This window comes from Petrachloros mirabilis, from assembly GCF_975968855.1.
Window position 1 is genome coordinate 1 of record NZ_CDLUDY010000253.1, and the last position, 13,218, is coordinate 13,218.

Genomic DNA, 13,218 nt, shown 5'->3' on the forward strand with positions numbered 1-13,218 from the left:
CGTGCAATACAGGTCCAAGCAGGCAAGGAATAGCTGATGTTTGTCGCCGAACGTGTCGTAGAGCGAACCTCGATTGAGATCCATCGCTGTCAACAGATCATCTATTGACGTTGCTTCGTAACCCTTGCGCCAAAAGACTTGCATGGCCTTGTCCAAGGCCTCGGCAGTATCGAATTCTTTTGGTCTCGGCATCTCGATGCTCCTGTTACGATGCCTTTATCACATATTGGAATGAACGGTCAAGAACATTTTCTTCCTGCGCCTTGCCGTAGCTCTGTGGCTTGACCTGACGAATGTTGCCCGGGCCGGGATCGTCACATCGAGGAAGGGGAGCTATAGGAAACAAATAACGCAATTGAGACTCTCATAGATTCTAGGACTTGGAGCATCTTGAAGGGTTCTGTAAGGAAGGCGTTTTATGGTCAGCGCACTTGTCTGGCAGCAAAGATCGCCAATGAGAGTAATTTTTGAGGGATTAATCCTAAAATTAATCGGTAAGGGTCTAGGTGGTACTTGCTGGTGTCTTGACAAGCGATTCGGTTCCTTTCATGCTTCCTCCAACCTTGCTCCATTCATACGCGAGGTGATGTCATTCCTGTCTTGCCACTTCGTTCGCATTCTGCCAGCCTATTCTTGGCTCTGGCCGATTCTCCCTGTATCGCCGGCGGTGTCGGGGTTCTTTTATTTGGTTCATGAGACCAGGGATATGCCTGTGTGATGTCAGGGACATCAACCGAACGCGAGAGAGCCGGAGCAGGATTGTGGGAGGCCAGTGAGCAACTCAGCCCCCTGTCGGAAAAGCAGACGGCTGAGCTTCAAGAGAGCCGACGGCGGTTTGATCTAAACATTTGGCCTTGGATTTTTCCTCGTGGTGGGTTATCGAACTGACGAAGATACCAGTCCCACTCGGATGGCAGGCATGGAATTGGATATGACAACCAGAAAACGGGATGAAGAGGCCTTGCGGGAGAGCGAACAGCGATTCCGCGCAATCTTCGAGCAAGCCGCCGTTGGGGTGGCTCAGGTCGAGACCAGGAGCGGCCGATTCGTGCGTGTCAACCAGCGCTATGCCGACATTTTGAAGATGACGAAGGAGGAGATGGCCGAAACGGATTTCGCGGCGATCACCCTTTCCGACGATCTGCCACGCTATTTGGATCAGATGCAGCAGCTGATCACGGGGCGCATCCATACGTTTTCGACGGAGATGCGATATCGCCGGCGAGATGGATCGTTGATCTGGGTGAAGGTGTTCGTGTCACCCATGTGGGCATATGGGCAGGAGCCGACATCCCACATTGCCGTCATCGAGGACATCACCGAACGGAAAATGATGGAAGAGGCCTTGCACGAAAGCCAGGAACGATATCGTTCACTCGTGTCGCAGGCAACAGACATCATTTACACCGCCGGGCTGGATGGCCGGTTCACCTTCGTCAACGAGGCGGCGAGCGCCATTATGGGGTATAGCCACGATGAGCTGGTGGGAATGCACTATCTGGATCTTATTTTGCCGGATTCCGGCAGTGTGGCACAGCAATTTTACCAGCAGCAGCTTCGTGATTTGACGCCCAGCACCTATTTTGAATTTCCAGCTGTTACGAAGGATGGCCGTGAAGTGTGGTTTGGGCAACATGTACGGCTCCGGGTCGCTGATGGGAAGCCGATCGGCATCGAAGCTATCGCCCGCGATATCACGGAGCGCAAGAGGGCTGAGGCAGCGCTGCGGGAGAGCGAAGAACGATTCGCGAAGACCTTTCAATCCAGCCCTCATGCGATTCTCATTACCGACGTAGCAAGCGGACGTTGTCTGGATGCAAACCGAGCATGCACGGAAATCTTCGGTCATGTACAGGAGGAGATCGTCGGACGGACGATGGTCGATCTCGGCCTTTGGGCCGTTCCTGAGACGTGGCATCGTTTCGTGGAGCGAGTGCAACGCGAGAATGGTGTGCGTAATCTGGAGATGACCCTTCCGACAAAGTTTGGCCCGGTGAGAGAGTGTCTTGTTTCCTCTGAGATGATCATGCTCAAGGGCAACGACTGTCTCGTCACAATCGCGAACGACGTGACCGATCTGAAATTGGCGCAAGCTGCGTTGCAGGAGGCCTACGAACGATTGCGGGTCGTGACCCGCCGTTTGGCAGAGGCGGAAGAGGCCGAACGGCGGCGGATAGCGCGGGAGTTGCATGATGAATTTGGACAGACATTGACCGGTTTGAAACTCGATATCGCATGGATTGTCAGACGCCTGTCGGCGGTCAATGGATTTGCTGATGTAAGTGCTATACGGGCCAAAGCATCGGTGATGTCGAAGGCTGTCGATGGCCTGATCAGTTCGGTAAGGGAAACCGCGGCGACATTACGGCCCGGTGTGTTGGACGATCTGGGGTTGGCGGCCGGGATTGAGTGGCTCGCTGCCTCCTTTGGAGATCGCACTGGCATACCCTGTCAACTGACGGTCGACGTTGCCGACTATGAAAAGGATATCGTGCCGGAATTGGCTACCACAGTATTTCGTTGCGCACAGGAACTTCTGACCAATGTCATGCGTCATGCGAATGCTTCATCGGTATTCGTCCAGCTCATGGTAAAGCAGGGATTTTTGGAACTTGTGGTGCGCGACAATGGTAAGGGTATCCGTGATAAGCAATGGGAAAATGACAGTTCATTAGGGTTGCGTGGTCTTCACGAACGCGTCAGGCTTTTCAATGGAAGAGTGGTGATTTCAGGAACTCCGGGTGTAGGAACCGAAGCGGTATTACAGTTCCCTCTTTCCGTTCCGATGCGCCCGATGGCAAAAGGGTTGGCATGAATGTCTTGATTGTGGACGACCATGCGGTCGTCAGGCTCGGATTGAAACAATTGGTAGAAGAATCCTATCCCTATGTCAAAGTAACGCAGGCCACAACGGGGGCAGAGGCCCTTACGTTGCTTAACCGGGTTCGGTGGGATTTAGTGATCCTTGACGTCAATTTGCCCGATCAAAACGGCGTCGATCTCTTAAAAAAAATGCGGGCACGTCAGGCCTCCTTGCCCGTTCTCGTGCTCAGCCTACACCCAGAGGAACAGTATGCGCTCCGGGCCCTGAAGGCGGGAGCTTCGGCTTATTTGACCAAAGAACGTGCGCCGGAAGAACTCGCAATCGCTATTAAGCAGGTGATGACGGGAAAGAAATTCATAACCGAAACGGTAGCTGAGCGGCTTGCGGTCATGGCGTTCACTCCGGGAGAGCAGTTTCCTCACGAGCGGCTTTCGGATCGGGAGTTTCAGGTCCTTTGTGCAATTGGAAAGGGCAAGACCGTTTCATCGATTGCCGAAGACTTGGCGTTGAGCGTGAAAACTGTCAGTACCTACCGAACGCGGCTTCTTGAAAAATTGCAATTGAAGAACACCACCGATCTTATCCGGTATACGCTCGATCACTCTCTGCTGTGAACAAGAGGAAAGTCAACTTCCCGGAGTAGGATTTATCCTACGCCGACCTAAGACATCCCTGTCTAGCAATTAGAGCCTAAGTTATTAAGATACTGCTGCCAGATTACCAGAGGTTCCTGTAGATGCCTGCCAATGCCTCCAACCTCCAGCCACCTGCACTCGTCTCCAAAGAGGATCATCAAAGACGTATGAGGTTCCTCCTTGTCGATGACCACGCGATCGTCCGTGTGGGGTTGAAGCAAATGCTGGGGGATTCCTTTGAGCGACTCGAGGTAATGGAAGCCGGAACGGGTCAAGAGGCGATCCAGAAGATTCAGGATTCTGCGTGGGATCTTGTCGTGCTGGACATCAATCTTCCTGACACGAACGGACTGGACGTACTGAAGAGGTTGAAAGCCCTTCGCCCGTCCCTGCCGATTGTCGTTTTGAGTTTCCATCCCGAAGAGCAGTACGCCTTGCGCGCATTACGTAGTGGTGCAGCTGCCTATGTGACGAAGGATAGTGCACCGCAGGAGTTGGCCACTGCCGTGAAGACGGTACTTGCAGGCCGCCAGTACGTGACCCCGTCTTTGGCTGAACGGCTGGAAACCGTACCGGTCCAAGCCCCGGGGAAGCCTCTCCACGCATTGCTGTCAGATCGAGAGCTTGAAGTCCTGTCAATGATCGGAAGCGGCAAGTCGGTAACGGAGATTGCCGCAGGGTTGGATCTGAGCGTGAAAACCGTGAGCACGTATCGGATGCGGCTCCTCTCCAAGCTCCAGTTGAAGACCACATCGGCCCTGATTCGCTACGCCTTGACGCACCAGTTGTAGCCTTTCCCGGTAATGTCGTGCTGCGCGACGAGCAGCGATTCATCCTTATCCGGATCGTCTCATGGAGGGCCTTCATCAGGCTTCTCACTTCATGACATTTCTGGAAGATAATCGGCAAAGGGCAGCGGGTCCTTTTGCGCGGAACGACGTCTAACAAGCGGCGGGATGATGCGTCGTCACTGTCAGATGAAAGGAGTGCCTATGCCTCCCCATCTTCCCCTCCTTATGCGCAATGTGTCAAAGTCCGGGAACTACTAACAGTAGATCTTCGGTGTGGCAGCGAAGAAACGGACGACAATGGGCGTATCCTTGTTCGATCTATGAGAACTGTAACGGTACGTTGCTGCATAGCCGGCGGCGGTCCGGCCGGGATGATGCTGGCGCTTTTATTGGCCCGTTCCGGGGTGCCGGTACTCGTGCTGGAGAAACACGCGGATTTTCTTCGGGATTTTAGAGGCGATACCCTCCATCCATCTTCGCTCGAAATCCTGTACGAACTCGGGATGCTTGAGCGTTTTCTCCGGCTGCCGCATCAGCGGGTTCCAAGGCTGATCGGGCGGTTCGGCAATCTGGAAGTGACCGTGGCGGATTTTTCGTGCCTGCCGACGCAATGTCGATATGTGGCATTTCTACCTCAATGGGATTTTCTCAACTTTTTAGCTGAGGAAGGGAGAAGTTATCCCACGTTTCAACTTCTGATGAGTGCGGAGGTGACGCAACTCTTTGAAGAAGACGGTCGAATCATCGGGCTCCGCGCGGGTACGGCAGAAGGTTCACTGGAAGTGCGCTCAGACCTAGTCGTGGGTGCCGACGGCCGGCATTCCGTTGTCCGAGAACAAGCTGGTCTGCCGGTGGAAGAATTCGGGGCACCGATGGATGTCCTCTGGTTCCGGCTTTCGCGGAAACTTGGTGATCCAGCTGATCCCATGGGGCGGTTCGAGGCAGGGCATATTTTCATCATGCTGAACCGCGGAGACTATTGGCAATGTGGTTTCGTGATCGCCAAGGGAACTCGACCGGAAGTTGAGTCGTGCGGGTTATCCGCCTTTCGAGGACAAGTGATGCAAGTAGCGCCGTTTATGGCGGATCGTGTCGATGAACTGAAAGAGTGGGGGCAGATTAAGCTCCTGACGGTACAAGTTGATCGACTACGGCAGTGGTGTAGGCCAGGCCTTCTCTGCATAGGTGACGCGGCTCACGCGATGTCACCGGTGGGTGGAGTGGGTATCAATCTGGCCATTCAAGATGCGGTTGCGGCGGCCAATATATTGGCGGAACCGCTCGCGACGGGAAGGCTTTCGACTGAGCATTTGAAGAGGGTCCAGGTGCGCCGTGAGTGGCCGACCAAATTGACCCAATGGGCTCAGCTGGCGGTCCAGAAGCGCGTCATCAAACCAGTTCTCAATGAGAAGGCCTCACTATCACCTCCCTTAGCGCTGAAATTGCTGCGGTCCTTTCCGTTATTGCGCCGGATCCCGGCTCATCTCATCGGGATCGGGATTCGTCCCGAGCACGTGAGGACTCCTGTTCGATCGTGAGCCATCGGTTCAGCTGAGAGGTTGGGGAAGCTCTTTACTTCGCGGGTGTTCTTGGCCCTGCCTCAGCTGCTGTTCGCATGGTATCGAGCTCAGCCCACCGCGAGTAAAGCCGGTCGACTTCGCGTCGAGCCGCCTCAAGGGCATCGTAGCGAGTTTGGAGTGTTTCAGCGTCGGAGATGATTTCTGGATCCTCGACGGCTGCCTGACAAGCCGCAAGCACCGCTTCCGCCTTGAGAATTGTCTGCTCGATCTCATCCCATTCACGCTGGTCGCGATAAGACAGGCCTTTCCTTTTCTTCGGCAGTGCTATGGGGGCCGCGTCTGTGTCGGGTCGAGAAATCGGCCGTGAACGGTCTGGTGCGGCTTCCTTCCGCCGCTGCGCTGATTCCCATTGTGCATAGTCGGCGAACCATTCTGCATGACCCTGGCCGTCGAGCGCCAACAAAGTCGTCGAGACACGGTCCAAGAGCCAGCGATCGTGTGTGACGAGCACGAGGGCGCCGGAAAATTCGAGGAGGCTGTCCTCCAGCACGTCGAGCGTCGGAATGTCCAGGTCGTTCGTAGGTTCATCAAGGAGCAACAAATCCGCCGGTTGCAGCATCAATCGCGCGATGAGCAGCCTTGCCTGTTCCCCTCCGGACAAGCGGGAAACCGGCAGATCGAGTTGCTCGGGCCTGAATAAGAATCGTTTGGCCCAGGATACGAGGTGGATCGATCGGTCCTGGTAGATGATGACGTCGCCAGCCGGTGCAAGTGAACGACGGAGCGTCTCCTGCCGGTCGAGCGATTCTCGCTGTTGGTCGAAGGTCACGATCCGCAATTTCTCCGCATGGACGATGCTTCCCCCTTGCGGCTTCAATCGTCCGGCCAAAAGTTTCAGCAGGGTGGTCTTCCCACTTCCGTTCGGCCCGAGCAGGCCCAATCGCTGGGCAGGGCCTAGATACAGGTCAAGGTTCGACACAATCGGTCTAGTCCCAATCGAGTAACTGAGGTTTCGTACAATAAGCAACTGCTTGGATCGTCTTCCTGATGAGGCAAAGGTGATGTCAGCGGCATCCTGTTCCCGGCGTGATTCGGCGGTTTGCAGTTGTTCGATCATGGTTTCTGCCGCATCGATGCGGGCTTTGGCCTTAGTCGTACGGGCTTTAGGACCTCGGCGCAACCACTCAATTTCCCGGCGAACACGATTCGCGAGTGAAGCTTGATAGTCGGCTTCTGCCTGAAGCGCCGCATCCCGTTTCTCCAAGAAGTCGCTGTATCGACCCTGGGCTTCGAAGATACCGCTGGGGTAGCAGCGATTCAATTCAACCAGGCGCGAGGCGACCGATTCCAAGAAGCGCCGATCGTGGCTGATGACGAGAAATGCACGGGGCTCGTCGTGTAACAATCGCTCCAGCCACATGATGCCCTCGAGGTCCAGATGATTCGTCGGTTCGTCCATCAAGACGACATCCGGTTCCATCATCAGTGCGCGGGCGATAGCCAGACGCTTCTTCCAGCCACCGGACAGGGCTTCGACTGGTTGATGGGGTTGAGAGAACTCACCAAGACTCAGCGCCTTGGCGATCGTTCCGGCATGTTCATGGGGGTCCATACCTTCGTCGAGAAGCACCTGGGTAAGGATTTCTTCGACCGTTGAGCCGTCCTTAAAATCCTGCTCTTGCGGAATATAGCCGATGCGAAGTTGTCGTCGGATGGATATTGTGCCGCTGTCCGGTTTTTCGATACCCGCAAGTATTTTCAGGAGTGTGGACTTGCCTGAGCCGTTCGGGCCGACGAGTCCGACATGATCCCCTTCGAATAGCGCGAGGGAGAGGTCTTTAAAGAGAGGCTTGACGCCGTAGCTCTTACTGATCGATTCACAGCTCAGAAGGATAGTCGGTGGCATTGGGGGTCTTGAAGCATGATGCGAAAAAGTCGATTGATCGAATAGGATTTGAGAAGTTTACGGAGGCAGTTCAAACAACCGCAAGAGCCGCTTGACCACGCGAAGTAACAGAGGAGAACCAGAATTGACGTAGGCTCTCCCCCGCTGATGGTCCTTCGATATAGAAACAACGCAGGGATGCGTTTACTTTTTCACGATCTCAAGTAGTTCGACTTCAAACACGAGAGTCGCGCCTGGCTTGATCAGCGGTGGTGCGCCTCGGTCGCCGTACGCGATGTCGGACGGACAGACCAATTTGCTCTTGCCTCCGACCTTCATCTCTTGGACGCCTTCCGTCCAGCATTTGATAACCTGGTTTAACGGGAACGTCGCCGGTTCTCCGCGCTTCACAGAGCTGTCGAAGACGGTTCCGTCGATGAGAGTGCCGTGGTAATGGACCTTGACCGTATCAGTGGCCTTCGGCGAGTTGCCCTTTCCTTCCTTGATCGTCTTCACGATTGCGCCGGATGCTGTCTTCTTGGCTCCTGACTCAGCGACGGCCTTGGCCAGGTACGAGGCGCCGGCTTTCTTTTCGATCTCCGCTTGAGCGGAGGCGCGTGCCTGTTGGATTTGGTTGACCTTAGGGCCGAATGTCTGCAGGTCGACCTTGAGTTGCTTCTTCAACACGCCATCGGTTATCCCTGACTTGACGAACTCCAGTTCCGATTCGGTAAGGGAGAATTTGGCCAGATTTTGACTGATGATCAAACCCAGTGCATAAAACGTCTTTTGTTCGTCTGTGGATGGGTCGGCGGCATGAGCCTTGTCGGTCAAGAGTCCGAGGCTGAGCGTGGCCAGGAAGCAAACAATCGCAATACGCATGAAAGATCCTTTCTGTGTGTCAGATGAAAGACAGACGACGATATTTTGTGTACAGTAAGCCAAATCGGCATGAGGCTCAAGAGATTTCCCTTGAGTTGAGACAAGAGGCGTGCTGTTTGTGGCTGTTGCGCCTTTCCCAAGGCGAAGGTACACTGCACCCCCAATCTGATCCATCCACATTCCCCAGATGGTTCTGACATTCGTTATTCTCTATCTGTTCATGTCGGTCGGCATTGGACTCTATGCCGCGACCCGCGTCCGCAACACAAAGGACTTTGCAGTCGCCGGTCGCAGCCTTCCGCTTCCCGTCGTCACGGCCACCGTGTTCGCCACTTGGTTCGGGGCTGAAGCAGTCATGGGGATTTCCGCAACGTTTGCCAAGGAAGGCCTCCGGGGTGTCGTGGCAGATCCCTTTGGATCCAGTCTCTGCCTGCTCCTCGCCGGTCTTCTATTCGCTCCTCGGTTCTATCGGCTTAACCTCTTGACAGTCGGTGACTACTATCGACTTCGGTACGATCGACGTGTGGAGGTGCTGTGTACTCTCTGCATCGTCGCTTCTTATCTGGGGTGGGTCGCGGCCCAATTTAAAGTGCTCGGCCTGGTACTCAACGTTGTGACTGACGGCGCTGTAAGCCAGCAGACGGGCATGATAATCGGCACAGTGATTGTGTTGACCTACACGACCTTCGGCGGGATGTTCTCGGTCGCAATTCTCGATTTCGTACAGATCACCGTCATCATGGGAGGCTTACTTTACATCGCGAGTGTGATGAGCGACTTGACTGGAGGGATGGGGGCAGTCATTAGTCATGCGTCCCAGGCCGGAAAATTGCAGTTCTTTCCTCCCGCAGCCATGACTGCCTGGATTCCATTTATCGGAGCCGGGATTACCATGATGCTCGGGTCTATTCCACAACAAGACGTCTTTCAGCGGATTACATCTGCGAAGGATGAACGGACTGCGGTTCGTGGATCCGTGGCCGGAGCAATTCTCTATTTCTCCTTTTGCTTCGTTCCTATGTTCATCGCATACTCCGCCTTGCTGGTTGACCCGGTAAAGTTCGGGGCACTGTTGGATCAGGATTCTCAACTTGTTCTGCCGACCCTTATTATGGAGCATACTGCTCCTCTGGCCCAGGTGTTGTTCTTCGGCGCTGTGCTGTCGGCTGTCATGACCTGTTCGAGCGCGACGTTACTCGCTCCCTCTGTCATCCTCAGCGAGAATGTGATCAAGGGCGTGTTCCCTCACATGGATGAGTGGGCCCTCCTGAGAACCATGCGCATCGTGCTGGTGTGCTTTGCCGCGGTGGTGCTGGCTATTGCTCTTGGCTCCGATTTGAGCATTTATAAATTGGTCGTCAACACTTACAAGGTGACATTAGTGGCCGCGTTCATTCCATTGTGTGCGGGATTGTTTTGGAAGAGTGCGACGACGATGGGAGCGTTGTGGGCCGTTGCTGCTGGCTTAGTTGCATGGTTGGGCTGCGAGCTGTTGCTGCCGGATGATTCGGTTTGGCCTCCTCAATTAGTGGGCCTGTTGATGGCAAGTCTCGGCATGATCGTCGGTTCGATGCGTTCACCTCGGCTTCAAACCAGGGACACGCGTTCTTCATGAACAGTCTGCTAAGGGAGGTTATGCGAGTTCTCTATTCCGTGGAGCCTGGTGTAGGGTGGCGGGGATGGCAGCAGGATTGAAGCACTTCTTGCGATCTCGCTGGATGGTACGTGCCGGGATCGTTGGGGGAGCATTGGTTGCTATTGCAATGACAGGCCTCGCTGTCTATGGGGCATACCTTGCCACGTTCCTCGAATTGCCCAGGAGCGAAGATCATCCTCCATTGCGCCTCCACGCGGCGCCCTTCCCCCTCAAGACGGGCCTTTTGCTAAAGACAGCTAGACTCACGGAGCGGTTGCAGCGTCTCGGCTACCATGCCGTGAGGGAGACGGTCGGATCACCAGGAGAGTATCAGCTTGTTCATGACAGGTTGACGATTTACCTCAATCCATGGCCTGACGGACTGACGAAATCCTCCATCATAACGTTGAAATTGGATCAAGGTCGGGTAACGGAGGTGCTGTCGGAACCGGATCGGAGCCCAATTTTCCCTGTTTTCCTCGAGCCGGAGCTTATCAGCGGGCTTCGAGGCGCATCGCGCCAAGTGCGGGAGTGGATTCCTCTTACTGAAATTCCTTCAAGCCTGATCGACAGTGTTCTGGCGGTGGAAGACCGACGCTTCTACTCCCATATCGGAGTCGATCCCATCGCGATCGGTCGAGCAGTGTGGACGAATCTCACCAAAGGGAGCGTGGTTCAGGGGGGCAGCACGATTACTCAACAACTCGCCAAGAATTTGTTTTACACACCCCAGCGCACGTTCGATCGAAAGCTGAAGGAGGCCCTTGCTGCCCTGGTGTTGGAGGTAAAGTACAGAAAACAAGACATCCTCGAAAGTTATCTGAACGAGATTTATTTGGGGCAGGCTGGGTTTGTGGCTATCTACGGAGTTGGAGAGGCAGCTCACCGATACTTCGGCAAGCCGGTTACGGAGCTGACGGTCGGCGAAATGGCGATGATCGCCGGCCTCATCAAGGGGCCGAATACTTATGCGCCCACAAAGAATCGTACCCTGGCTCGGCAGCGTCGAGACGTCGTTCTTCGCATTTTGCGTGACCAGGGTTATCTATCGGAAGAAGAATGGAAACTCGAGGTCAATCGTCCTTTGCATGTCGCACCTCCAGATGACGCTTTGGCCGATGCTCCCTACTTCGTGGATACGGTTCTGAAACAGGTGGAAGAAGCCATTGGGGCTCCGTTACCGGAGGGACTACTGATCGACAGTACTCTCGATCCATTGGTTCAGCAGGTTGCCGCGGACGCCCTCGAGCGGGGATTGGAAAAACTGGAACGGGCTCACCCCGGCCTCTTGGGCCCTGAACAGTACTTGCAGGGAGCTGTCGTGGTGCTTGAGCCGTCGACGGGGGCGATTCTGGCACTTGTCGGTGGCCGCGATTATCGAGTCAGCCAATTCAATCGCGCCGTTCAGGCACATCGGCAGGCCGGATCGCTCTTCAAGCCCTTCGTCTATCTGGCGGCTTTCGAAACGAGTAGAACGAAGGGGGCGCCATACTGGACGCCTGCCAGTCTCATCGCAGATGAACCGGTGACATTCGAGTCTCACGACAGCGTCTGGTCGCCGCAAAATTACGACCGTCAGTTTCGCGGGAACGTCACGTTGCGTTATGCCTTCGAACAATCGCTGAACGTACCGGCCGTGCGTGTAGCGAAGTCTGTGGGGACGAAGCCACTGCTTGAAATCATCCGGAATCTCGGCCTGACAACTCCAATGCCCGATGATCTCTCTATCGCGTTGGGAAGTCCAGCGGTCTCGCTCCTTGAAATGACTGCGGCCTATGGTGCTATCGCAAACGGAGGGATCCTGGTTCGTCCGACATCAGTGCGCGCAACGGCTGTTCAGGACGGAACAAAATTGTGGCAGGCGGTTCCTGATCGCAGCCAGGCGGTGTCACCACAGTCCGCGTATCTTGCGACGTCCTTAATGGATGGAGTAATCAGGCGGGGAACTGCGACGAAGGCAAAGGTGCTGGGGCTTAGCGGGACGATTGCCGGCAAGACAGGTACGACGGACGGGTATCGTGATGCCTGGTTCATCGGCTATACGCCGGAGGTTGTGATGGGGGTCTGGGTGGGATTCGACGATGAACGGCCAGTCCGATTGACCGGTTCCCAGGCTGCGTTGCCTATATGGATGGACATCGCTACGCAGATCGTTCCGGAGGAGGCGCAAACGTTTCAGCGGCCGGATGGCGTCATCGTGAAGACAATCGATCCCAGAACCGGACAACTGGCAACCTCACAATGCCCTGAGCAGGTAGAAGAGGTCTTCGTCGAAGGCACTGAGCCGACAGTCTATTGCGAGGTTCATGGCGGGGGGCTTTGGGAACGGGTTCGAGACTTATTTAACTTTTCATAAGTAACAAACAAGGCATCGCTTGATCCAGGCGGGCGTCTGTTTCAACAAACTGCTATGCTCTGCCAGAGTATTGATGTAAGCTGGCCTCTGGATTTGAGGAGGAGTCACGCATGAAAAAGAACGCGTTTGGTGGAGATGACAATATCACGCTTCTAGCAAAAGGCGTGCAGTTGACGGGGAAGATTCGAGTCGAGGGGACAGTGAGAATCGATGGCCGACTCGAAGGAGACATTCACACCAAAGGTCAAGTCATCATCGGGGAAGAGGGCTTGGTTCAGGGTACGATTACAGCCGGTACGGTCGTCAGCAGCGGTCGGATCAAGGCAACCGTCCATGCCGTCGAACGGGTCCAGCTCTTGAAGACAGGCGTTCTGATCGGAGAAGTTCATACACCCGTGCTCATGATGGAAGACGGCGCAAAACTTCAAGGCACGACCGACATGGGAGTTACAGGATGGTCCGAGGAACTCCCTAAGTTGCCGGGAGCGATTCGAGAGTTGTCAGTCCATCGAGGTAAACAAGTCATTGTGCTGGAGAAAGAATCGACAGCCTAACGAGATTACCTTCCCTGCCCCTCTGGCCTATCGTGTAATACAAAACAGAATAGAGAGTTCGTCTGCTTGAGGAACAGGCTCGTAATTCAACCGCAGCATCTCTCAACCTCCGGTCTCGTTCTACGGATGCATACG

General features: G+C 54.9%; 10 protein-coding genes. 7 read left to right on the top strand and 3 right to left on the bottom strand.

All coding sequences use genetic code 11. The features are described 5' to 3' along the window. On the bottom strand, positions 1-192 hold a 192-nt coding region (locus ACWVCN_RS10520), incomplete at its 3' end, for a TetR/AcrR family transcriptional regulator (RefSeq protein ID WP_455245625.1). A 739-nt stretch (positions 193-931) separates the two neighbouring features. Between ACWVCN_RS10520 and ACWVCN_RS10525 the strand changes: the two genes are divergently transcribed. The 4 genes from ACWVCN_RS10525 to ACWVCN_RS10540 all read left to right on the top strand — a co-directional run bounded on the left by ACWVCN_RS10525 (position 932) and on the right by ACWVCN_RS10540 (position 5,788). After that, positions 932-2,815, top strand: coding sequence for a PAS domain-containing sensor histidine kinase (locus ACWVCN_RS10525; RefSeq protein ID WP_455245626.1), 1,884 nt, complete (start codon positions 932-934; stop codon positions 2,813-2,815). After that, positions 2,812-3,438: a response regulator gene (locus ACWVCN_RS10530; protein WP_455245628.1), complete on the top strand. Its 627-nt coding sequence runs from the start codon at positions 2,812-2,814 to the stop codon at positions 3,436-3,438. The genes ACWVCN_RS10525 and ACWVCN_RS10530 overlap by 4 nt, the downstream gene beginning before the upstream one ends. A gap of 188 nt (positions 3,439-3,626) precedes the next feature. Continuing rightward, positions 3,627-4,250, top strand: a complete 624-nt coding sequence (locus tag ACWVCN_RS10535) for a response regulator (RefSeq protein ID WP_455245629.1) — start codon at positions 3,627-3,629, stop codon at positions 4,248-4,250. A 320-nt stretch (positions 4,251-4,570) separates the two neighbouring features. Beyond that, a complete protein-coding gene (locus ACWVCN_RS10540; protein ID WP_455245630.1) occupies positions 4,571-5,788 on the top strand; it encodes an FAD-dependent oxidoreductase in 1,218 nt (405 codons plus the stop codon). A gap of 34 nt (positions 5,789-5,822) precedes the next feature. On the opposite strand, the gene ACWVCN_RS10545 is transcribed toward ACWVCN_RS10540, so the two are convergent. Continuing rightward, positions 5,823-7,676, bottom strand: coding sequence for an ABC-F family ATP-binding cassette domain-containing protein (locus ACWVCN_RS10545; protein ID WP_455245632.1), 1,854 nt, complete (start codon positions 7,674-7,676; stop codon positions 5,823-5,825). A 183-nt stretch (positions 7,677-7,859) separates the two neighbouring features. Then, the gene (locus ACWVCN_RS10550) at positions 7,860-8,537 is read right to left on the bottom strand and encodes an FKBP-type peptidyl-prolyl cis-trans isomerase (protein ID WP_455245633.1); all 678 of its coding nucleotides are present in this window, start codon (positions 8,535-8,537) and stop codon (positions 7,860-7,862) included. A 187-nt stretch (positions 8,538-8,724) separates the two neighbouring features. On the opposite strand from ACWVCN_RS10550, the gene ACWVCN_RS10555 reads away from it, so the two are divergent. From ACWVCN_RS10555 to ACWVCN_RS10565, 3 genes are all read left to right on the top strand, one after another. Next, positions 8,725-10,152: a sodium:solute symporter family protein gene (locus ACWVCN_RS10555; RefSeq protein WP_455245634.1), complete on the top strand. Its 1,428-nt coding sequence runs from the start codon at positions 8,725-8,727 to the stop codon at positions 10,150-10,152. Positions 10,153-10,216: 64 nt separating this feature from the next. After that, entirely contained in the window at positions 10,217-12,529 is a 2,313-nt protein-coding gene (locus ACWVCN_RS10560) for a PBP1A family penicillin-binding protein (RefSeq protein WP_455245635.1), read from the top strand. 110 nt (positions 12,530-12,639) lie between these two features. Continuing rightward, complete coding sequence (locus ACWVCN_RS10565) at positions 12,640-13,083, top strand: bactofilin family protein (protein WP_455245636.1); 444 nt, start codon at positions 12,640-12,642, stop codon at positions 13,081-13,083. Positions 13,084-13,218: the final 135 nt, after the last annotated feature.